Source organism: Candidatus Pelagibacter sp. Uisw_090 (assembly GCF_047717845.1).
Lineage (GTDB): Bacteria > Pseudomonadota > Alphaproteobacteria > Pelagibacterales > Pelagibacteraceae > Pelagibacter.
On record NZ_CP159810.1, the window covers coordinates 1,243,677 to 1,266,172 of the forward strand.

At 29.8% G+C, this 22,496-nt stretch carries 27 protein-coding genes; 8 read left to right on the forward strand and 19 right to left on the reverse strand.

All coding sequences use genetic code 11. The features are described 5' to 3' along the window. Window positions 1-105: 105 nt before the first annotated feature. The 16 genes from ABXT58_RS06795 to hspQ form a co-directional block, all read right to left on the reverse strand. Complete coding sequence (locus ABXT58_RS06795; RefSeq protein WP_415303901.1) at window positions 106-612, reverse strand: hypothetical protein; 507 nt, start codon at window positions 610-612, stop codon at window positions 106-108. Between the two features lie 127 nt (window positions 613-739). Beyond that, complete coding sequence (locus tag ABXT58_RS06800) at window positions 740-961, reverse strand: hypothetical protein (RefSeq protein WP_415303902.1); 222 nt, start codon at window positions 959-961, stop codon at window positions 740-742. 20 nt (window positions 962-981) lie between these two features. Then, window positions 982-1,935, reverse strand: coding sequence for a 2-hydroxyacid dehydrogenase (locus ABXT58_RS06805; protein WP_415303903.1), 954 nt, complete (start codon window positions 1,933-1,935; stop codon window positions 982-984). A gap of 2 nt (window positions 1,936-1,937) precedes the next feature. Beyond that, the gene (glcF, locus tag ABXT58_RS06810) at window positions 1,938-3,233 is read right to left on the reverse strand and encodes a glycolate oxidase subunit GlcF (RefSeq protein WP_415303904.1); all 1,296 of its coding nucleotides are present in this window, start codon (window positions 3,231-3,233) and stop codon (window positions 1,938-1,940) included. Further along, window positions 3,233-4,501 carry an FAD-binding protein gene (locus ABXT58_RS06815; protein WP_415303905.1) on the reverse strand — a complete coding sequence of 423 codons (1,269 nt, stop codon included), beginning with the start codon at window positions 4,499-4,501 and terminating at the stop codon, window positions 3,233-3,235. Before ABXT58_RS06815 ends, glcF begins: the two co-directional genes overlap by 1 nt. Beyond that, complete coding sequence (locus tag ABXT58_RS06820; protein ID WP_415303906.1) at window positions 4,467-5,963, reverse strand: FAD-linked oxidase C-terminal domain-containing protein; 1,497 nt, start codon at window positions 5,961-5,963, stop codon at window positions 4,467-4,469. The genes ABXT58_RS06815 and ABXT58_RS06820 overlap by 35 nt, the downstream gene beginning before the upstream one ends. A gap of 4 nt (window positions 5,964-5,967) precedes the next feature. After that, window positions 5,968-7,131 carry a pyridoxal phosphate-dependent aminotransferase gene (locus ABXT58_RS06825; protein WP_415303907.1) on the reverse strand — a complete coding sequence of 388 codons (1,164 nt, stop codon included), beginning with the start codon at window positions 7,129-7,131 and terminating at the stop codon, window positions 5,968-5,970. Between the two features lie 59 nt (window positions 7,132-7,190). After that, entirely contained in the window at window positions 7,191-8,357 is a 1,167-nt protein-coding gene (locus ABXT58_RS06830) for an alpha-hydroxy acid oxidase (protein ID WP_415303908.1), read from the reverse strand. Between the two features lie 9 nt (window positions 8,358-8,366). Then, window positions 8,367-8,864, reverse strand: a complete 498-nt coding sequence (locus ABXT58_RS06835) for an acyloxyacyl hydrolase (protein WP_415303909.1) — start codon at window positions 8,862-8,864, stop codon at window positions 8,367-8,369. Continuing rightward, entirely contained in the window at window positions 8,865-9,224 is a 360-nt protein-coding gene (locus ABXT58_RS06840; protein WP_415303910.1) for a cytochrome c-type biogenesis protein CcmH, read from the reverse strand. A 17-nt stretch (window positions 9,225-9,241) separates the two neighbouring features. Then, the gene (locus ABXT58_RS06845) at window positions 9,242-9,763 is read right to left on the reverse strand and encodes a DsbE family thiol:disulfide interchange protein (protein WP_415303911.1); all 522 of its coding nucleotides are present in this window, start codon (window positions 9,761-9,763) and stop codon (window positions 9,242-9,244) included. Then, window positions 9,753-11,636, reverse strand: a complete 1,884-nt coding sequence (locus ABXT58_RS06850) for a heme lyase CcmF/NrfE family subunit (protein ID WP_415303912.1) — start codon at window positions 11,634-11,636, stop codon at window positions 9,753-9,755. Before ABXT58_RS06850 ends, ABXT58_RS06845 begins: the two co-directional genes overlap by 11 nt. A 1-nt stretch (window position 11,637) precedes the next feature. Continuing rightward, window positions 11,638-12,057, reverse strand: a complete 420-nt coding sequence (gene ccmE / locus ABXT58_RS06855; RefSeq protein WP_415303913.1) for a cytochrome c maturation protein CcmE — start codon at window positions 12,055-12,057, stop codon at window positions 11,638-11,640. Between the two features lie 10 nt (window positions 12,058-12,067). Next, window positions 12,068-12,295, reverse strand: a complete 228-nt coding sequence (locus ABXT58_RS06860; protein WP_415286356.1) for a hypothetical protein — start codon at window positions 12,293-12,295, stop codon at window positions 12,068-12,070. Then, window positions 12,292-13,002 carry a heme ABC transporter permease CcmC gene (gene ccmC, locus ABXT58_RS06865; RefSeq protein WP_415303914.1) on the reverse strand — a complete coding sequence of 237 codons (711 nt, stop codon included), beginning with the start codon at window positions 13,000-13,002 and terminating at the stop codon, window positions 12,292-12,294. The genes ABXT58_RS06860 and ccmC overlap by 4 nt, the downstream gene beginning before the upstream one ends. A gap of 181 nt (window positions 13,003-13,183) precedes the next feature. Next, window positions 13,184-13,504, reverse strand: coding sequence for a heat shock protein HspQ (gene hspQ, locus ABXT58_RS06870; protein WP_415303915.1), 321 nt, complete (start codon window positions 13,502-13,504; stop codon window positions 13,184-13,186). A 79-nt stretch (window positions 13,505-13,583) separates the two neighbouring features. On the opposite strand from hspQ, the gene ABXT58_RS06875 reads away from it, so the two are divergent. Continuing rightward, window positions 13,584-14,135 carry a septation protein A gene (locus ABXT58_RS06875; RefSeq protein ID WP_415303916.1) on the forward strand — a complete coding sequence of 184 codons (552 nt, stop codon included), beginning with the start codon at window positions 13,584-13,586 and terminating at the stop codon, window positions 14,133-14,135. Beyond that, window positions 14,128-14,472, forward strand: coding sequence for a DUF2794 domain-containing protein (locus tag ABXT58_RS06880; RefSeq protein WP_415303917.1), 345 nt, complete (start codon window positions 14,128-14,130; stop codon window positions 14,470-14,472). The genes ABXT58_RS06875 and ABXT58_RS06880 overlap by 8 nt, the downstream gene beginning before the upstream one ends. 2 nt (window positions 14,473-14,474) lie before the next feature. Here the strand turns inward: ABXT58_RS06880 and ABXT58_RS06885 are convergent, their stop codons facing one another. After that, window positions 14,475-14,894 (reverse strand): protease complex subunit PrcB family protein, encoded by a 420-nt coding sequence (locus tag ABXT58_RS06885; protein WP_415303918.1) that lies wholly within the window; start codon window positions 14,892-14,894, stop codon window positions 14,475-14,477. A gap of 1 nt (window position 14,895) precedes the next feature. Then, window positions 14,896-17,208 carry a S8 family peptidase gene (locus ABXT58_RS06890; RefSeq protein WP_415303919.1) on the reverse strand — a complete coding sequence of 771 codons (2,313 nt, stop codon included), beginning with the start codon at window positions 17,206-17,208 and terminating at the stop codon, window positions 14,896-14,898. Window positions 17,209-17,380: 172 nt separating this feature from the next. Between ABXT58_RS06890 and ABXT58_RS06895 the strand changes: the two genes are divergently transcribed. Beyond that, window positions 17,381-17,728, forward strand: coding sequence for a hypothetical protein (locus ABXT58_RS06895; RefSeq protein ID WP_415303920.1), 348 nt, complete (start codon window positions 17,381-17,383; stop codon window positions 17,726-17,728). A gap of 1 nt (window position 17,729) precedes the next feature. Then, complete coding sequence (locus ABXT58_RS06900) at window positions 17,730-18,314, forward strand: hypothetical protein (RefSeq protein WP_415303921.1); 585 nt, start codon at window positions 17,730-17,732, stop codon at window positions 18,312-18,314. On the opposite strand, the gene ABXT58_RS06905 is transcribed toward ABXT58_RS06900, so the two are convergent. Further along, window positions 18,315-19,076 (reverse strand): Bax inhibitor-1/YccA family protein, encoded by a 762-nt coding sequence (locus ABXT58_RS06905; protein ID WP_415303922.1) that lies wholly within the window; start codon window positions 19,074-19,076, stop codon window positions 18,315-18,317. It lies immediately after the preceding gene. 60 nt (window positions 19,077-19,136) lie between these two features. Between ABXT58_RS06905 and ABXT58_RS06910 the strand changes: the two genes are divergently transcribed. Genes ABXT58_RS06910 through ABXT58_RS06925 form a run of 4 tightly spaced genes read left to right on the forward strand, consistent with a single transcriptional unit; the run spans window position 19,137 to window position 22,485 of the window. After that, window positions 19,137-20,174, forward strand: a complete 1,038-nt coding sequence (locus ABXT58_RS06910) for an aldo/keto reductase (RefSeq protein WP_415303923.1) — start codon at window positions 19,137-19,139, stop codon at window positions 20,172-20,174. Next, window positions 20,165-20,671, forward strand: coding sequence for an invasion associated locus B family protein (locus ABXT58_RS06915; protein WP_415303924.1), 507 nt, complete (start codon window positions 20,165-20,167; stop codon window positions 20,669-20,671). Before ABXT58_RS06910 ends, ABXT58_RS06915 begins: the two co-directional genes overlap by 10 nt. A gap of 4 nt (window positions 20,672-20,675) precedes the next feature. After that, complete coding sequence (locus tag ABXT58_RS06920) at window positions 20,676-21,863, forward strand: argininosuccinate synthase (protein ID WP_415303925.1); 1,188 nt, start codon at window positions 20,676-20,678, stop codon at window positions 21,861-21,863. Window positions 21,864-21,867: 4 nt separating this feature from the next. Then, a complete protein-coding gene (locus ABXT58_RS06925) occupies window positions 21,868-22,485 on the forward strand; it encodes a DsbA family oxidoreductase (RefSeq protein WP_415303926.1) in 618 nt (205 codons plus the stop codon). Window positions 22,486-22,496: the final 11 nt, after the last annotated feature.

Genomic DNA, 22,496 nt, shown 5'->3' on the forward strand with positions numbered 1-22,496 from the left:
ATTCTAGTTTTTAAAGGCATTTTTTTTAAATAAACAACTCTTGATTATAATTAAATATTATAATCGTTAAAAACCCTTAAATTTAGGGTTGGTATTGCACTAACCCTAATTGATTAAATCTTGTTTGAATTTCATTAAAGAAGCTAGTAAGTCAATTTTCCAGTTTATAAATTCAATAATAACTTCCTCTGAAGGTCTAACATTCCTAATTTTTTGATCTGTTGTTGTTTTTGATCTTGCATCCAATTTAATAAAAAAATTTAATTTTATTCCATCATCAACTATTTGAGCAACTGTTTTATAAGAATACTCTGGTAGCTTGCTAGAAATTTTTTCTTTATATATCTCTTCTCCTAACTCATTAGATTCAAATATTATTAAAAAAACTTTATATTTTTTAATTGAAGAAAAAATCCATTTAATACCAGATTTATCCTCCTGGTACTTTAAGACAGCACTTGAATGTCTGGCCATTTCTAAGTTAAGAGCACACATTCTATCCGGCGATATATCAAAAGGAAGTTTTGTTAGGTTTAATTTGCTAATTATGTTTTTTTGTCTTTTTAGATCTTCAGTACTTAAATTAAGTTTTTTAGTAACATTTGAAACCATGTTTAATCCAGTGGAAATAATTTTTCTTTAAGTTTGGTTTGTCTAAAATTCATAAATTAACTATACCTTAACTGATGACTTAATATATACGGTAAATAAGCATGTAAATAGTAGGTTTTAAACCTATCTATATTAATTTTTCATCTTCATACACACAACATTTCTCTGGAGGAATATAAAGGTTTACCTTTTCTGATGGAACTTCAGTTTCTCTATTTATTTTCGACTTGATTGTAAGGTTACCCATCTTTGTAGTGATAGCTCTTAACAAGTTAGAAATATAATAACCAAGGGCAAATACTAAAAATATAGTTATCGCTTTTTGTCTAGGCAAAATAACTTTATTCATAATTGAAACTTACAAAGAAACTAATTCACTTTATTTTTGCAATTTCCTGTTTTAAAAAACTCGTCAATATTGTCTATAGCTAGATTAGCCATAGCAATTCTTGTGTGTTTAGTCGAGCTTCCAAGATGGGGTAATATGAAAGCACTTTTTATTTTAAGATAACCAGGATTTAAGTTTGGCTCACCCTTATAAACATCTAATCCTGCTGCATAAATTTTTCTTCTATTTAGTGCATCAATTAAGGCTTCATCATCAACAATATCTCCACGAGCTACGTTGGTAATCACAGCACCTTTTGGAAAATATTCTAATGTTTCTTTATTAATTAAATTTTCTGTTTCTTTTGTTGCAGGGCAACAAATTGACAATACATCTGAAACTCCGAAAAGACTTTTGATGCTATCATGATAAATTGCACCATTTTCTTTTTCTTCAGTTAGTTTTGATCTATTATGATAATGAATAATCATACCTAAAGATTTTGCTATTTTTGCAATCTTTTGTCCTATTCTTCCCATTCCTAAAATTCCAAGTCTTGAGCCTGTTAACTGTTTTCCTATCAAATAGTCTGCTGACCATTTCCAGTTACTTTCTTTTGCAGCTTGAATACCTTCCGGAACTCTTCTGCATGCTCCAAGAATTAATAAAATTCCAATCTCTGCTGTAGCATCAGATAAAACCTCTGGTGTATTAGTTACTGCTATTCCTCTTTTTTTGGCTGCTTCTAAATCAATATTTCCGAAACCGACTGCAAAATTAGAAATTACCTTAATACTTTCTGGTAGTTTGTTTATGGTCTCTTCATCCATTTTATCAGTTAAAGAAGTTAATATTGCATCATGACCTTCACTTAATTCAATAAGCTTTGATTGAGAATATAATTCATCATTGCCATTAAGCTTTGCATCAAATGTTTTTGAAGCTTTTTCCTCAGATGCTTTTAATAATCTTCTCGTAATTATAATTTTTTTCATAATTAATTCTTTTGTAATATTTTTGGTTTTGGACCACCAGTATACCAATCTAATACTTCAATAGTATGTAAAATTGGAGTTTTGGTTCCATTAGAAATTTGAGTAATACAACCTATGTTCCCTGTTGAAATAAAATCTGGCTTCAAACTTTCAATATTTTTTACTTTTTTGTTTAGTAATTCTTTGGCAATTTCAGTTTGTAAAATATTATATGTACCAGCTGATCCACAACAAATATGTCCCTCTGGAATTTCCATGATTTCATTTTCTGTTTTGTTTAATAAGGACACAGGTTGGTCGTGTACCTTTTGTCCGTGTTGCATTGAACAAGCTGAATGATAGGCAATCTTATACTTCTTACCTTTTGCTATAAAATTTAATTTTATACTTTCGCTTAAATATTCTGAAACATCTTTTGTTAATTCAGATATTACCTTGGCTTTTTTTTTCATTTGTTCATCATCTTTAAAGATAAACCCATAGTCTTTCATTGTAGTACCACAGCCAGATGTGTTAGATAAAATTGCATCTAAATTACCTTTTTGATGTTCAGCATACCAAGTGTTAATATTGTTTCTAAAATCTTGATGTGCATCATCTTCTTTTCCTAAATGATGATTTAAAGATCCACAGCATCTTATTTTTTTAGGCACAATTACTTCAACACCGTGTCTGTTCAAAAGACGGATAGTTGACTCATTTATTTGAGGAGAGATTTCTTTTTGGACACATCCAGTTAAAAGTGCAACTCTTGAAATCTTCTTTTGACCAGTCACAGAATAAATTTCTTTTTGTTTTAAAGTTTTTTTAGGAAAACTTGTAGGCATTAAACCCATCATGTCTTTTATTTTTAATGGCATTAAAAATTGAAAGGGTTTTGCTAGTTTTACCATATAGCTAGCCAGTCTAAAATATCCTGTATTTGGTAATACTACTGATAAAAAACTCCTAATTGTTCTATCAAAAAAAGATCTTTTGTAGTTTTTTTCAATGTATTTTTTACCATGATCAATAATATGCATGTAGTTTACACCAGAAGGGCAAGTGGTCATGCAGCTATAACAAGATAAGCATCTATCTATATGTTTTACTGTCTTTGCTGTTGGTTTTTTTTGATTTTCCAACATGTCTTTGATTAAATAAATTCTACCCCTTGGTCCATCTAATTCATCACCAAATATTTGATGAGTAGGACAGGTAGCATTACAAAAACCACAATGAACACATTTTTTAAATATTTTTTCAGTAGATGCGTTGTCGTTATTTTGTAATTGTTTTTTCGTAAAATTAGTTTGCATTAAATTCCTCTATACATCTTTCCAGGATTAAAAATTCTTTTAGGATCAAAACTTTTTTTAATTTTTTCTGAGATTAAAAGCCTTGTATCATCTACGGTAAAGATCATTTCTTCGTAATCATATTCATTTGATGTCTTTATAATAGTTAAATAACCCCCAAGTTCCTTAATTAAATTTTTAATCTCTCCAACCTTAGTGTTCTTTTTAGACTGAACTTCTATCCAGTATAATGAGCCACACCAATCAATATAATATTTATACTTATCACCCAGATATTGCATTAGCTTTTTGCCTTTTGAAGGAGGTATTACTACTCTCAATAAGTTATTTTTTGTTTGTTTAAATAATTCAAGATTATTTATTTTTATCCAAAATGGAGTTGATTGATGAACATCTAAAATAGTTATATTCAATTTGTTAAGTTCTAATTCATCAGTTAAAGTTTTTATTTTTTCATCTATTGATATTTTATCTCCGTCTATTCTTAATGCTACAAATGAGCCTTTATTTTCTAAATCATTAAATTTAAAAACCATTTCTTTGTTATGATCATAACTTTCATCTTTTGGCTCCTCAGGAATATAAACTGCTCCAGAAACTTCACTGCTAGAACTTGAAATTTTTTCAAATAATTCATTAACTAATTTTTTATCATCAGTATTAATTGTAATTGTATTGGATGATTTTTTTTTAGGTAAAACTTTTAATGTAATTTCGGTTAATGCAACTAACGTTCCAAAAGATCCTGTAACAAGTTTTGACAAATCATAACCCGTAACATTTTTTACGACTGTTCCACCTGATTTAATTATATCACCTTTGCCATTCACACCTCTAAAGCCCAAAATATGATCTCTTATACTGCCCACTTTAAACCTTCTTGAGCCGGCAAAATTACAAGATAAGTGACCCGCTATAGTTCCTTTGTTTGATTTTCCAGATTCAATAAATCCAAAATCAATAGGCTCAAAGGCTAGCTCCTGATTATTTTTTTCTAATTCTTTTTCAACCACCTCTAGTAGAGTATTTGCTTTAACTTTAATATAAAGCTCTTCAGGTAAATATTCTATTATTCCTGATAATTTAGAAAGAGATAATTTTTTTGCTGACTGAATTTTATTACCAATAAAACTTTTTGAACTTGTGCCTATTAGCTCCGTTGGTTCGTTTTTTTTATAGAGCTCTTTAACTATATTTGAAACTTGGAGTTCATCTTCAGGATAATAAGTATTACTAGAATCTTGGAAGATCTGGGAATTTTTTTTCATTTCTGTGGACATGTACCCTTCCTTCCTCTGCGCATTTTCTCAATATTGGATAAACTTTTCCGGGATTTAATAAATTTTTTTCATCTAATGATGATTTGATATCTAGTTGCTGTTGAATATCATCATTATTAAACATTTCACACATTAGTTCTCTTTTTTCTATTCCCACACCATGCTCTCCAGTAATAACTCCTCCAAGTCTTACACAAGCCTTTAAAATTTCAGCACCAAATTCTTCTGTTTTTCTTAATTGTTCCTTATCACTTCCATCAAACATTATTAGTGGGTGTAAATTTCCATCACCAGCATGAAAACAATTTGCTACTGGTAATTCATACTTTTCAGATAGTCTTTTTATTTCTAGTAAAGCTTCTGTTAGTTTTCCTCTTGGGATAGAACCATCCATGCAATAGTAGTCTGGCGCCATAGCCCCACATGCTGGAAATGCAGCTTTTCTGCCTGCCCAAAATGATAGTCTTTCTTTTTCATTTTTGCTTAATTTTAGACTTGAGCAATTATTTTTTTTACAAATGCTACTAACTTGCTTTAATAATTCATCTACTTCAGATTCTGTTCCATCTAATTCAACAATTAATAAAAGCTCCGCATCTCTTGGGTAGCCTGCTTTACTAAAATTATCTGTTGCTTCTATTAAAACTTTATCCATTATCTCCATGCCTGCTGGAACAATCCCACTAGCTATAATTTCTGAAGTTGCATTCCCACCTTCTTCGATTGTAGAAAAACCTATTAATGCTGCTTTAACTATTTGTGGGTTTTTTAAAATTTTAACTGTGACTTCAGTAATTACTCCTAGCAATCCTTCTGAACCACAAATTAATCCCATTAGATCGTATCCTTCTTGATCAAGAGTTTTTCCACCAATTCTACAAATAGTTCCATCCATCATAACCATTTCAACACCTAAAATATTATTAGTAGTTGTTCCATATTTTAATGAATGAACACCACCAGAATTTTCAGCAACATTACCTCCTATCGAACAGGCTAGTTGGCTAGATGGGTCAGGTGCATAATAAAAATTTTTATGTTGTACAGCATGAGTTATTCCTAAATTTGTCATACCTGGCTGAGTAACCACACATTTGTTTTCAAAATCAATTTCTATAATTTTATTAAATTTTCCAAGGCTTAATAGAATTGCATCATTTAACGGTAATGCTCCACCTGAAAGTCCTGTACCCGCTCCTCTTGGTACAACCTTTATATCCTCTGCATGGCAAAATTTTAAAATATCACTTACCTCTTGAGTATTTTCTGGCATTACAACCGCTAAAGGGGTTTGTGTATATGCGGCCAGTGCATCAGTTTCATAAGGCTTAATTTCATCTGCGTGACTTAAAACATTTTCGGGATTTATAATTTTTGCGAGATTCTTAAAGATGTATTCTTTTTTAGAAATTGTTTCTTTATTAATCTTTGGCAGAACTAATTCACTCATTAGATTAACCTAGCATTTTTTTTATATTTTCCAATGCGTTAGATATGTTGTCTTGTGACGCTGCAAAGCTAAATCTTACGTAATCTTGGCAAGTTTTACCAAAAGCTGTCCCCGGTACTATTGCCACTCCTGCTTCATGCATACATTTTTTTGAAAACTCTGAACCATTCATCCCAGTTCCTATTACTTTTGGAAATGCATAAAAAGCACCCCCAGGTAAACTACATTCCACTCCTGTTAAATTATTTAAACCTTTGTGTATTAATTTTCTTCTTTGGTCAAATTTCACCATCATTTCATGGATTGGATCATCTGGTCCATCTAAAGCTGCAATTCCTGCAAATTGTGATGACGCATTAACACATGAAACACTATTAATAATTAGTTTATTTACATGTGGTATTAATTCTTCTGGCCACACACTCCAACCCATTCTCCATCCAGTCATTGCGTAGGCTTTGCTCCAACCATCTAAAACAATCAATCTATCTTGAAGTTCGGGATAATTAAAAAATGTTGGCATTTCTTTTCCATCATAAATTTGTCTACTATAAATTTCATCACTAAGGATTGCTACATGTGGATATTTTTTCAACCCTTCTGCTAATACATCAATTACAGATTTTTCAACAAAGCTTCCCGTTGGATTGTTTGGGTTAATTATTATTAACAATCTAGTTTTATCCGTAATTAAAGATAGAATTTTTTCTGGGTCAAATTTTAAGTCTTTATCTTCTGTTAGATCATAAGGAACTGCTGTTGAGCCCGTATAATTAATCATTGATTCATAAATTGGAAATGCAGGTGTTGGATGTATAATTTCTGCACCTGGTTCACCAAAACATTGTATTGCATAATACATTGTTGGTTTTCCACCTGGCATTATCAATACTCTTTCAGGATCAATATCTTTATTATAAAGTTTTTTAATTTTTCTTGTAACAGCTTGTCTACACTCTAAAATTCCGTTTGATAAAACGTATCCATGATGACCCTCATCTAATGCTTTTTTTGCTGCATCTACTACGTGTTGGGGTGTTTTAAAGTCAGGTTGACCTAGACCTAGGTGGATCATTGGTTTTCCTTGTGCTTCTAATTTTTTTGCTTCAGCTAACACACTAAATGCAGATTCAGTTCCTAGTCTTTGTAAATTTTTTGCTAGTTTCATAATAAGCTTAACTATATTATTAATTTATTTAATTTAATTTATTTTTTTTATATCTAATTTTAATAAGTATTAAAATTATTTCTATAAATTAGCTTTGAACTATCTAATTCATTTAAATTCTTGCAACCCATTAATATCATGTTTCTATTAATTTCATCATGCATATTTTGCAATAGACGTTCTACACCTGGTTGACCCCCAGCACTCAATGCAAATAAAAACATTTTTCCAAAACTACATGCTGTTGCACCCGCTGCTAAAGCTTTTATAACATGAGTTCCACGTCTTACACCACCATCTAAAATAATCTCCAATTTATCTCCAACAGCCTCTCTAATTGCATTAACTTGATCAAAGGGTGACCTTGAGCCATCTAATTGTCTGCCTCCATGGTTTGAAATCATAATTGCAGTACATCCAATATCTATTGCTCTTTTTGCGTCTTCAACTGACATCACTCCCTTAAGAGCAAATGGACCGTTCCATTTTTTAACACAATATTCTGCATCTTTCCAATTCATGGCCGGATCATATTGTTCATTAATATATTCAATAACTGATTTTGAAATATTTGTTCCTTTATCTGTTTTGTTTTTAACATTAGATAATTCAAATTTTTTATGAGTAAAATAATTAAATACCCACTCAGGTCTCATAGCAAAACTCATTAAGCTTTGAAGAGTAAGTTTTGGAGGGGTAGTAAATCCAGTTCTATGATCTTTTTCTCTATTTCCAGCAACTAATGTATCAACTGTCAAACACATACCATTAAAGCCAGACACTCTACATCTATCGATTAGATCATCTGTTATTGACTGATCTTTATGAACGTAAAGTTGAAATAATTTTGGCCCATTTGAAACAGCTGAAATATCTTCAATTGTATTATTAGCCATAGTAGACATGCTATAAAAAGTTCCAAATTTTTCAGCAGCTCTTGCAGATGCCCTGTCTCCTTCATGATGATAAAGTCTTTGCATTGCAGTCGGTGAGAGAAAAATTGGCATGTCAATTTTTTTCCCAAAAATAGTTGTTGAAAGATCAGGTTTACCGACACTAGCTAGAACATTGGGAATTAAATCACAATCATTAAAAGATTCTGTATTTCTTCTTAATGTTGACTCATCATCTGCCCCACCATCTATGTAGTGAAAAATTGGAGAAGGTAATCTTTTTTTTGCTAATCTTCTAAAGTCACTGAAGTTATAACAATCTTTTAAATTCATTATTTTAATTTAAAATGATTTAAAGAAATTAAACATGTAGCTATTTGCCCCTGGATTCTTAGTTCCTAAACTAGCGTTGGAAAGGTGGTTATAAGAGAAGCCAAGCTGGCTGCTGCTAAAAAAGTCTAATGAAATTTGAAGTTCACTTTTAAACTCCAGGACATGCCCAAGATCTTTTCCATTACCTTTACTATAAAGTCCTGGAGCAAAACTAGGAGTAAAATTAATTTTACCCAATGTATATTGTGCTTGTACACCTGTATAAACATATGCTGCAGAATCTGCCGTAACTAAAGCTCCAGTTATAGGAGAAAGATTGCCTAAAAATGTATCTCTATTTAAATCTTCATTTTGATGCTGAAAACCAATCAATGTTGATTTTTTACCAATATCACTGAAATCAAACATTCCTGAATAAACATTAAACTTAGAACTATTTTCTTCTGAATTTACTATTGAAGAAAGTAGGGCAAAAAAAGTGATAAAAAAATATTTATAATACTTCATTTAAATTTTATTATTTTTATTGGTTGTTATTTTTTTATATATTATTGCACCACCAAACAAAAATAACAATAACGGTAATAACCATAGAAAATAGGTCTTTTTGTTTAATCCTGGATCATAAATTACCCAGTCACCGTACTTTTCTCTTAAAAATTTATATATTAGATCTTCTTTTAATCCTTCATTAATTTTTTTATCCACAATTAGTTTAATACTAGAAGCAAACTCTGATTCTGAATCATAAACAGATTGCCCTTGACAAATTAAACATCGAATATTTTTTAAAATTTTACTTTTCAATTCGTTGTTTTTTTCATCAGATTTTAGATGAGAAAAACCAATTGATAAAAATATAATCATAAATATCTTTAAAATTTTCATTTAATAATCAATTTAATTTCTTCTACTATTTCTTTATTAATTGGACCTATAAACTTTTTTATAATTCTTTTATTTTTATCAATTATGAATGTTTCTGGCACACCATAAGCTCCAAACTCAACACTCAAAGTTCCGTCATTATCAATTATAATTCGAGAATAAGGGTTTCCAAATTCATTAATAAATTTTTTGGCATTACCTAAGTTATCTCTATAATTTACACCAATTAATTTAACTGATTTATTTTTACCTAATCCCATCAGTAGAGGATGTTCCAACCTACACGGGACACACCAAGAGGCCCAAATATTTACTATATAAAAAGTATCTTCTTCAAAAATTTTCTTTGAATCAATATAAATATTTGAATCAAAATCTATTGCTTCAAAGTTAGGTATATATTTTTTATCCTTAATTGTAGGTTCATACGTGTTTGAATTATTTAGTCCTTTGTAAAAAATAACAAAACAAAAACATAAAACTGTAATTATAATAAATAAGCTAAACTTATTTTTCATATCTTTTTTTAAATAAACTCATTAATCCACCAAGACTTAATAGCAAGACTGAAATCCAAATCCAAATCATAAATGGCTTTACTTGATATCTAATATTAAAATATTCATTACCCTTTACAAGATTCATTACTAGAAACTTATCTTCTAATAATGTTGTTTTTATATCTGCTTCACTGGTAATAATTATAGGTTGATTATAAATTCTAATTTCAGGTCTTAATTTAGTAATTTTCCCATTTTCATCTTTTATTTCAAAATAAGCAATGATGGAATTAAAATTACTTTCTTTTTTTTCTTCAGTTTTTCTAAAAAAAATTTCACCATTTACATAGCTATATTTTTCACCAATTTTTATGTTGGTTATAATTTCTGAGGATAAAATGCTGTTAAATAAAATACTTAATATCAACAAACTAAAACCAAAGTGCGCTATCGTTTGAGAAATATTATTAAATTTTTTTGTAAAAAATTCTTTCAAAGTTGTGAAGAATAGAAAAAAAGCTGATGAAACTAAAATACTGTAAAAAAGTAAGTCAGTTGTCAAATTTTTAACTATAAAAAATGTTAACAATACTGAAACTATAAAAGTAATAACTAGTGAATTTTTATTTTCAATTTTTGATTTGATCCACTTAAGCCTTGGTCCAAGAGACATGAACAATAAAAATGGTATTAAAAAAGGGGCTATTAATTTGTGATAAAAGGGAGGCCCTACTGATATTTTTTCACTAGATATTACGTCTAGGAAAATTGGATAGACTGTACCAATTAAAATAACAGATAAAAAATACATCATAAACCAATTATTTATTAAGATTGAGGTTTCTCTGCTAAGCCAAAAAAAATTACTTGAGTTTTTATTACTTTCTTTATGAAAGAAAAAAAATATTCCTAAAGACAAAACAATTAAAACAAATAAAAAAATTAATATAAAAATCCCTCTTGCAGGGTCATTTGCAAATGTATGTACAGAATTTAATATTCCAGATCTAACCAAGAAGGTTCCACACATGCTTAGGGTGAATGTTGTAATAGATAACACAACTACCCAAGATGTTAGTGCAGCCCTTCTCTCCAATACTATAATGCAGTGCAATAATGCTGTTAACGCTAGCCATGGCATTAATGAAACATTTTCAACTGGGTCCCAAAACCAAAAACCTCCCCATCCTAGCTCATAATAAGCCCAAATTGATCCAAGCATAATTCCTATAGTTAAAAAAATCCAAGAGACTAAAACCCATTTTTTAATATGTTGGCCCCATTCTTTTGAAATATAGTTTTGAGTAACTGCTGCAAGTGATGATGAAAATATTATAGATGTACCAACATAACCTAAATATAGAATTGGTGGATGAATTGCTAAAGCTGGATCTTGTAAAATTGGATTAAGACCAAGACCTTCTGTAGGGATTGGAAATAAATAATTAAATGGATTGGATGTTGTTAATACAAATAAAAAGAATCCGATAATTATTACTTGCTGAAATAGTGAAGTTAGAATTCTATATTTTTTAGGCTGTTCTCTTGATTTAATTAAAAATAGAAAAATAAATAAAGTTAATACTAATAACCATAACAATAGACTTCCCTCATGATTTCCCCATGTTCCTGAAATTTTATAAAATAATGGTTTGGTTGTGTGCGAATTATTAAAAACAGTCTCATTGCTAAAGTCTGAGTTTATAAAAGACAAAATTAAGCTCAAAAAACTTACAATTACAAAAACTAACTGCAGAAGAGATAAGGATAGTATATTTTGGTTAATTTGCTTACTGCTACTATTAAGGTCTTTAATTGAAACACCACAAAGTAAAACTGAAAGCAGTAGCCCTAAAATTAAAGAATAGTAACCTATCTGATTAGCCAGCAATTTATTTATCTCCTATAGCTTCTTTAACTTCTGGAGGCATATAATTTTCATCATGTTTTGCCAAAATTTTAGTAGCTAAAAAATAATTTTTATCCTTTAAAAAACCTTCAGCAACCACTCCTTTTCCTTCAGCAAATAGATTTGGAACAGCTCCTGAATAAATAACATTAATCTCGTTTTTAAAATCAGTAATAATAAAATTAACTTCATTAGAATTTATAAAAACTGACTGTTCTTTAACCATCCCTCCTATTCTTATCTTCTTTTTGTCTAATTCTATTAAAGATTTTATTTCTGATGGAGACTGAAAGTATACAACGTTTTCTTTTAATGATTGTAAAATTAAAAAAACTATTAAAATTACTGAGGCTAAAATTAAAGCTAAGAATATAAATCGTAATTTAACCTTTTTACCATACATGGTCTATTAGTTAAATATTTGATGTATTGGATAGTATTTCTCTATTAATATTTTGTGATCTTGCAGCTCTAGCTTTCTCCACATTTAGAGAACCAAACTTAGAAGCAAATCTTTTTTGCTCTTTTAAAAGTTGTAATTTAGTTACAAAATATAAAGCTGTAAAACTAATCAATGTAAATGAAAAAGCAGACCATACATAAGCTCCATATCCATTCATTGAAATTATTTCATTTATCATAATCTATCTAATCCTTTATTTTTAACTTTTATCAGCTCAGTATTATATTTCATCAAAAAAATGAGTAATGAAAAAAGGGCAAATGCCGCAGTCATAATGCCCAATGGGATCAGCATTGACGTGTGAATTGCCGTGTTGTTAGATAAGATATTAATTGAAGCTGGTTGATGAAGTGTATTCCACCAATCAACAGAAAATTTAATTATGGGAATATTTACAACTCCCAAAATCGCAATTAAAGAGGTGACTTTTATTACCTTTTCCTTATTCTCATAAATTCTCCAAGCCAACAAATACATTCCATAGAACAAAGCTAAAATTAACATAGAAGTTATTCTTGCATCCCAAGCCCACCAAGTTCCCCAAGTAGGTTTACCCCAAATTGACCCTGTAACTAATGCAATAATATTAAAAACAAATCCTGAAGGTGCTAAACTTTTGCCAATTAAAGCAAAATTTTTATTTTTAAAAACATAACTACCAACAGATAACAAGGCTAAACTTGAAAATATTCCAAGTGATATCCATGCAGCTGGAACATGAACATACATAATTCTTACTGCATCACTTTGTTTATAGTCTTCAGGAGACAGAATAAGCGCTTCAGTCAAACCAATTGTTAAAACAACAATAAATAAAAACAAAACATACTTTGGTGCCTTAGAAGTGATTGCAAAAATTTTATTAGGCTCAAAAGATTTAAACATTTTTAAATTATATATATTAAAAAAAGATAATTTAATTTTTATTATGGAAAGTTATCCTGATCAAGAATGTAGAGGGAGTTAATAATGATAAAAACGTTATTTAACACTCTTGACCAGAATATAAGTAAATATAACTACAATCTGTGTCCAAGATTTGAGTTAATTGTGTTAGAAAAAAGAATTAATTAGAGGGCTTAAAGTAGCTAGAGCCTTTTCTACCAGAAAAAATCTCTTCAATTAAAGGGTGTTTAATAGGGTCCTCTGAATCATCCATAAGAAGATTTTGCTGTGAAACATAGGCTTCATAAGTAATTTCATCATTTTCAGCAAGTAAATGATAAAAAGGCTGATCTTTTTTTGGACGAACATTCTTTGGAATAGATTGGTACCATTCTTCAGAATTGTTAAATTCGAAATCCACGTCATAAATTACACCTCTAAACTCAAAATGTTTATGTTTTACAATATCTCCTATTGAGAATTTAGCTTTTTGAATTTCCATACCTATTAATATGGGGGTTTAAAAATAAAAATCAATAAAAAAAATATAAATGTTTTTTTATTATGTTAATATCTGTCAAGTGAATAAATCATTTCTTAAATTTACAACAGACTTTGGGCCTTTAGCTATATTTTTTTATTATTATTATAATAATGATAAAAATTTAGCAGTTGCTATCCCACCACTTATAGTTGCAACATTAATAGCGCTAGTTGTGGTTTGGTTCCTTGAAAAAAAAATACCTATGATGCCTTTAATAAGCGGTATTTTAATTACTTTTTTTGGTGGTCTGACAATTTATTTTAATGATCCTGTTTTTCTTTATGTTAAACCAACAATCATAAATATATTATTTGCTCTTGCTTTATTTTTTGGAAAATATTTTACAAAAGAGCCCGTTCTTAAAAAAATTATGGGTAAATCAATTGCCTTAACTGATATTGGTTGGGAGTTACTAAACAAAAGATGGATGTATTTTTTCTTTGGTCTTGCGATCTTAAATGAGTGTGTGTGGAGAACGCAAACTGAAGAGTTTTGGGTCAACTTTAAGGTATGGGGAATGTTACCAATAACTCTTGTCTTTACTGCATTTCAGATATCATTGATTAATAAACACAAGCTTGATGAATAGAAACTTAAAACTAGTCATTAATAATCCTCACAATCAAATAGAAGAAAAACAATTTTTTGAAAAAAATGAGCTTAAGGTTATTTTAGACTTATATGCAAAAATGGTTTCTGCAGGGTCTTGGAAGGATTATGGTTTAAACATCTCCATTAGACAAGTGAGTTTTAGCGTCTTTAAAAATGCTGCCGAGAATGCTTTGTATAAAATTTGTAAAAACTTTAAACCAAGTAATAAAAATCTGAAATATTTAATTACAGATACTAACGGTAAAGTTTTAAAAAACTCATTTGATCTAGAAGCGTTGCTAAATAACACTAATTGGAAGAAGCTTAAAAATTAAGCTTATTTAGTAAATACTTCTACTGTATTTAAATTATTTATTTTTAAAAAACAGTATGTTGCAGTTATTGCTGCAATACTTGCGGATCCCTCAGGTGGTTTATTTTCTTTAAAATATATTCGATGCTTATCTTTTTTTTTAATAATTTTTTCTACTTCCAAAATATACCCTCCTGAACTTTGAGGTTTTGAAATATATAAAAAATTAAAATCACTTTTACCTAAATTACTATCAATAAGCCCTAATTTATAATTAAAATCTTTATTATCCGGGGTAAATGATCCATTTTTTTCAAAAAACGCTATACCACTATTAGATCCACATTTTACATTTTCAGGTTTTATCTCTTCAGCTTGAATTAAATAACTAGAACAAGAAAATAAAAATAAACTTGAGAAGATTGCTAATTTATTAATTAACAATTTAAAAAGTCTTTTTATAGAATAAAGAAATAAAGTTTTGATTTGTTGAACTATTTGAGTGGTCTCCATTTTGAACATGAGTTAAGTTTGCACTTAAATTAGACGTTTCTGTGACAGCCTTTTGAAAGATAATATCATAGTTAATTTGTCTAGCATCAGGCTCTAAATCAACGTTTAAGTTGCTATAAGTCACTGTTCTGTCTCTATCTGATGAAGTTGGAACTCTTAAGTTTAAACTACCATCCTCAACTCTTTGAGGTTGATTAACAAAAAAACCTATTCTTTGATCTTTTTTAATAAAATTAGATTTAGCTAAACCCAATGTAAACGTACTAGTTAATAGAGGTGTTGATTTATCAATATATGAATTTGATGCTTTATCGATATGAGTATATCCAGCAAATCCAGAACCAACAAAAGTGAAATCATCACCTAAGTTCTTCTTATATTTAACTCCAGTAAAGTTTGTATTCGACATATCACCAGTAGCAAAGGCACCTGTTGATGATGAATTTAAAAATTTATTTTGCTCATAATTTGTACCTAGTACTATTTGTAAATCACCTGCATTTTTTGTATCACTATTTGTTGAAGATAAAGGATTTAAATTAAATGCTAGTCCTAAATCATTTCCATTTGCGTTGGTGAATGTGTCCATTCCAAAGCTACTATTGCTATTAAATGACATAAAATAGTCTTGTCCTGATCCTGTATGGAAATAAGGATTAACTAGGTAGTTATTACCAAAATTACTATCATTAAAGAAATCAGATAATGGGTCTACGGCATTTTCAAAGCTATTAGTTGATTGATTATAACCTAAAGCCAAGAAGTCTCCTGCTGACTGGAACATTGAACTTTGAAGATAATTGCCATCAACTTCCATCGTAAAGTTTCCATAAAGATTTTTATGTTTTACTTTTTCTTTATTTTTTGGCTGAAGTCTTGCCATATGGTTTTCAACAGTATTTTGAGATGTATAACTTCCTGAAGTAAAAAAGCTGCTTACATTTGTTTCAAAGTTTGCTCTATCAAAGCTATCATAAACTTGCATTGTTTGACCTGCTAAAGCATTAATTAAAGCATTAGAAAATGAAGCACTACTAGTAAAATTATTATCAACTAAATCATAATAGCTAGTATTAGAGTCATCTAATAAATTGCCACCACCAATTGTTTGAAGACTTCCTACTGCAGCTGTAGCAGCACTTAAATTCATCATACCATGACCATAAATAGTACCTTGTGAATATTCATCTGTATCTGTAGCTGTTGCAAATAATCTATCAACAACTTGAGCATTTGTTAGACTTGAAAATTCTTGTTTAATTAATGCTAAACCTCCTGAAACCATTGGTGCAGCCATTGAAGTTCCTGTCAATGCTGTTGCTTGAGAATTACTGTCTAATAATGCAGAATATAAAAGGGTGCCAGGAGCAGTTATGCAAATTTCAGCTGCTATGCCACATTTATTTGATCCACCACTAGACCACCCATTCGAAGTAGTTCCAATTTTACCATCAGTACCTGATGCCACGACGATAACTGTTGTCTCTTTAAAATCATCATCATAAATTGCAGCTCCTGACATAACTGAAGGACTTGACTTTCCAGCATTACCTGCAGCCCAAACTAAAATTTTTCCTGCATCACCTGAGGCCTCTAACTCTGTATATAATGTTGATCCTAAAGAAGTCTCACATTCAGCAGCAGTATTACATGTTGTTCCAATTACGCCACTATCACCTAAACTTAAATTCATTATATCAACACCATCACCTCTAGCTTTTGTAATACCACTAGCAACAGAGTTTCCGACTGACGAGCCGCTATCATTTAAAACTTTATAAATATATAAGGTAGCATCATAAGCAACCCCATGATAACCTGACCCATTATTTTCTCCCGCGATAATTCCTGCTACATGACTCCCATGTCCATTTTCATCATTTGGAACATTGTCAGTACCAATCAAATCACTTCCTGATGTAAAAGATGTAACATTCGCATCTAGCTCAGTATGAAATACTGCATTGCTTCCATTAACTGTAATACCAGTATCAAGTACTGCAACTTTTATTCCATCCCCTGTAGCATCTCTTGCGTAAGCCGCACTTGCACAAACTCTTGTTAGACCATTACTGCCATCTCCATAGCTTCCCATGAATAAATATTCTGTATCTCGAGTTCCACTATCTGTACAAGAAGGAACTGTGTAGCTAGCCGCACCACCGGCACCTCCACCTCCACCTCCACATGCGCTTAGTATTAAAGGTAAGGATAAAATTGCTAAAATTTTAGATAAAGTTTTCATTATAAAACGTTAATTGTAAAAACAATTCTTTAAAAGGGAAATTATTACATGCAATAATTACTCGGATTTATAATTAGAGTTAATTTAAAAAGACTTAATTCCCTTAAATTAACAGTAATAAGTACAAGAATTGTATTTATTAATTTTTTTTAATCATTTAAGTTTAAATTTTATGATTAACTTAGCTAAATTTTTACTCAGTGAATTCCAAGAAGATAGTTCCCAAAAATCAATAAAATTTTTCAGATCACGTGGGGGTTATGGGTATGTTATTTGGTTAACTGTAATATTAGAATATCTAAAAAAAGAACCAATTCCCATTGAAGCACTTATTTTGGCTACAGAAAAATATGCCTCAAGAAGAACTGTAGTAGATTTTATAAGTGAATCAACTGAAGCTGGCTATCTAATAAAAAAAACTTCAAAAAATGATCGAAGAAAAATTTTTATTGAACCAAGTGCAATTACAATTTCTGAATATAGTAATTGGTCTAATAATTTCATTTCTAATATTACTTAGTGTGAAAAGTATATTAATAAGATTTATAATAATTTTTTTTTTAATAATGGGTGCTGCAAAAGCAGAGCAGTTTATTAGTATTAAAAATTTTACCTTTGAGTTACCAGAAGGTTACGTAATATTTAATAAAAATAATCTTTATGATGTCTATAGTCATTCAAACAAAGATCCACTTATAAAAACACAAATTAACTTAGCAAAACAACGTTTAAAAAATCAAAGTATAGAATTGCTTTATAATTTTTCAAGTCACTCTTTAAATAATATTAATATCTTAGTTTTTAATGAAAATTATAAAATAAATAAAAAAAAAGTTTTAAAACAATGTAAGAAAATTTTAAAAATTGAAAGAAAAGTTGGCAAAAGAAAAGTGGAACTTAAAGAATGTAGAATGCATGATCAGCCTTTGTTTGCAGATTGGAGCATGTATAGAGAGAATGATAGTTCTTTTGTGGAGGGTGTTACCACCCAACAAATAATATTTTTATATAAAAAAAAAGAATACGTAATTACTTCTGGTTGTTGGAAAAAATGTGATGAAACTAAAAATGATTTATTTAATTTAGTAAAATCTATTAAGTTTTAATTATCGTCTTTGACCAAATAATCTCAACAACATTATAAATAGGTTTATAAAATCTAGGTAAAGAGTTAGAGCACCCATTAAAGCTTTTTTACTCATCAACTCACCAGTATCGCTAGATACATACATGTTTTTAATTTTTTGAGTGTCATAAGCAGTAAGGCCTACAAAAATTAATACACCTAAAATTGAGATTACAAAATCCATCATTGAAGATTTTAAGAACATGTTAACAACTGATGCAACAATAATACCAATTAAGCCCATCATTAAAAATGATCCTAATTTTGTAAGATCTCTTTTAGTTGTGTAACCATAAATACTCATTGAACCAAAAGTAATAGAGGTAATAAAGAACACTCTAGTGATACTCGCTCCAGTATAAACTAAGAATATTGAAGATAGTGATAGCCCCATTAAAGATGCGAAAACCCAAAATGTTGTTTGGGCAGCTGATGCTGACATTTTATTAATCCTAGCACTCATATAAAAAACTATTCCAAGAGGAGCTAGCATTACCACCCACTTGAAACCTGAAAGAAATATTGTGTTTCCTAGGCTTGTTAATGATGTAATTGATCCGTTAGCATCTGTTACTACAGATAGTTTGAAAAATATTAAAGATATAAGTCCTGTTAACAAAATACCAGAAGCCATGTAGTTGTAGACTTTTAACATGTAGGCTCTTAAGCCCTCATCCATTGCTACTGTTGATTGTTGTGCTTCTTTTACTTTATTTAGTATATTTTGTTTATTGAATTCCATAGCACACATATAATAGACTTTTACTATTATTTCAAGATGTCTTAATAAGGTTAAATTATTATGAATTATAAAAAACTAGGAAATACAGATTTAAAAGTAAGCACTATTTGTCTTGGAACAATGACTTGGGGTGAGCAAAACTCTGAAAATGAGGGTTTTGAGCAGATGGATTATGCCTTAGATCAAGGCGTAAACTTTTGGGATACTGCAGAACTTTATGCTGTTCCACCAAAAGAAGAAACTTATGGTCACACTGAAATTATAATTGGTAATTGGTTTAAAAAATCTAATAAGAGAGACAAGGTTATTTTGGCAACCAAAGTTGCTGGACCTATGAGGGCTTATTTAAGAGGTGGTGGAAATAATTACGGAATAGAGAAAATGACTCAAGCTGTAAATGATAGTCTAAAAAGACTACAAACAGATTATATTGATCTCTATCAACTTCATTGGCCAGAAAGAAATACTAATTTTTTTGGAAAATTAGGTTATGAACATGATGACAGTAGTGAGTGGAATCAATTTGAAGATGTCTTGGGTAACCTGCAAAAATTTGTTGATGCTGGTAAAATTAGAGAAGTGGGTTTATCCAATGAAACACCTTGGGGTGTCTCTAAGTATCTAGAGTTATCAAAAGAAAAAAGACTTCCAAGAATGATGTCAATTCAAAATCCTTATAATCTATTAAATAGGACTTATGAAGTTGGCCTTGCTGAAGTTTCTGTAAGAGATAAAATTGGTTTATTGGCCTACTCTCCTTTAGCAAGTGGCTATTTATCTGGAAAATATAGAAACAATCAAATGCCAAAAAATTCAAGAATTGAACGTGATGGGAGTTTTTGGACTCGGTATGAAAAACCCAACACCAATAAAGCAGTAGATGCATACTTTGAAATAGCTAAAAAACATAACCTTGATTTAACTCAAATGTCTTTAAAATTTTGTGAAATACAGTCTTTTATGACAAGCGTTATTATTGGAGCAACTACAATGGAGCAGTTGAAAACCAACGTGGAAAGTGTAAATATAAATTTAACTGATGAAGTAATTAAAGAAATAAATGAAGTACAAACAATTTACCCTAACCCATGTCCATAATTAGAAATTTTATAATCTTAATTCTTGTAAGCTTGTTTTCTGTTAGTGCAAACTCACAAGAAGTAAAAAAAGTTGGTAAATTTAAAGACTGGGAAGCAATGGTTATAGTTGAACAAGCTGGTAAGGTTTGTTTTGCTCAATCAGCTCCAGTATTACAAGCACCAAAATCTAATATAAGAGAGGCAAGGATGTTTGTTTCTTTTAGACCAGGTGAAAAAATAAGTAATGAAATAAGCATTACTGGTGGCTATGAATTTAATAACAAAAATTCTATCACAGCTACATCTGGTAAGTCTAAATACAAATTTGATATTGCCCAGGAGGGATTTGCTTGGATTGCTAATAATAAAATTGAAAATAAAATGATTAAAACCATGAAGAGAGGATCAAGAATAATGATCACTGGTTATAATCAAAAAGGTTCTCAAACTATAGATCACTATTCATTGTTAGGATTTACTAAAGCTTACAATGCTGCAAAAACTAGCTGCAGTTAATTAAATGAAACCTAAAAAAAAAATTGTTCTCGCATATTCAGGTGGACTAGATACTTCTATTATTTTAAAATGGCTTCAAGAAAATTATGATGCAGAAGTTATTTGTTACACAGCTGACGTAGGCCAGGAAATTGATAGAAAAAAAATTATTACTAATGCAAAAAGATTAGGTGTTAAAAATATTATTATTGAAAATCTAAAAGATATTTTTGTAAAAGATTATGTCTTTCCAATGCTTAGAGGGCATGCAATTTATGAAGGTGTTTATTTATTAGGCACTTCAATTGCAAGACCCTTAATTGCAAAACGACAAATTGCAACTGCTAAAAAATTTGGAGCTTATGCTGTTTCACATGGGTCAACTGGAAAAGGAAATGATCAAGTAAGATTTGAATTAGGCTATCATTACTTCGGGCCAAAAGTAAAAATTATTGCACCGTGGAGAATATGGAAATTAAACTCTAGAACAGATTTAATTAAATACGCAAAAAAAAATAATATTCCAATTCCTACAGATAAAAAAGGTGCCCCTCCTTTTTCTATTGATGATAATTTATACCACACGTCAACTGAAGGTAAGGTTTTAGAAAACCCAAAAAATTCAGCCCCTGAGTTTCTTTTCCAAAGAACAGTATCTCCTGAAAAAGCACCTAACAAAGCTTCATTTGTAACTGTAGGATTTAAAAATGGAGATCCAATAACTTTTAATGGTAAAAAATTATCACCTGGAAACTTATTAGAAAAACTTAACGATGTTGCTGGTAAAAATGGAATAGGTAGAGTTGATCTGGTTGAGAACAGATTTATTGGAATTAAATCTAGAGGTGTTTATGAAACACCTGGTGGAACATTATTAATGTCTGCTCATAGAGCAATTGAATCTGTTACTTTAGATAAAGAAACTATGCATAAAAAAGATGAAATTATGCCGAAGTATGCTGAACTTATCTACAATGGTTACTGGTATTCAAAAGCAAGATTTAAACTTCAAAAAATAGTGGATCTTAAAAAAAATAAAGTAAACGGGTCTGTTAAGCTTAAACTATACAAAGGTAATATAACTATAATGTCTAGACAGACAAACAGTACTGCCTACTCAATGAAAAAAGTTTCTTTTGAAGAAAATAAAACCTTCAATAAATCAAACGTAGAAAAATTTATTAACTTTCATAAACAAAAACTTCGTTCATAAATTTATGAAAATAAAAGTATTCGCCGACACAATTTGTGGGTGGTGTTTTATTGGTCAGACAAGACTAAATAAAGCATTAAAAGCTTTTCCTGAAACTGTGTTTGAGATAGAGCATGTTCCATTTCAATTAAATACTGATATGCCCAAAGAAGGAATTGAAAGAAGTAAGTATTTAGAAATAAAGTTTGGTGGTAAAGAATTTGCTCAACCGATGTATGATAGAATGAGAGAAGAAGCCAATAAAGAAGGTCTTAATTTTAATCTAGATAATATAAAAAAAACACCCAATACAGTATTTTCTCATTTATTAATAAAATTAGCCGAACGATCCAATGTACACAACGAAGTTAAAGAAAAAATATACCACTCATATTTTGTTGAGGGTCTCGATATTGGAGATAAAGAAATCTTAATTAATATTGGAAAAGAATTTAATATTAATGCAGATGTAATTAATGATTTTTTTAATTTAAAAAATATTGAAGAAGTTAATTCATATATTTCAGTTGCAAGAGAAAAAGAAATTAATGGAGTACCTTTCTTTGAAATAGGAACAGATTTTATTTCAGGTGCTCAGAGCTCTACAAATTTGGAAAATGCAATAAAGTCCAATTTAAGCTAAAAATAAAAGGA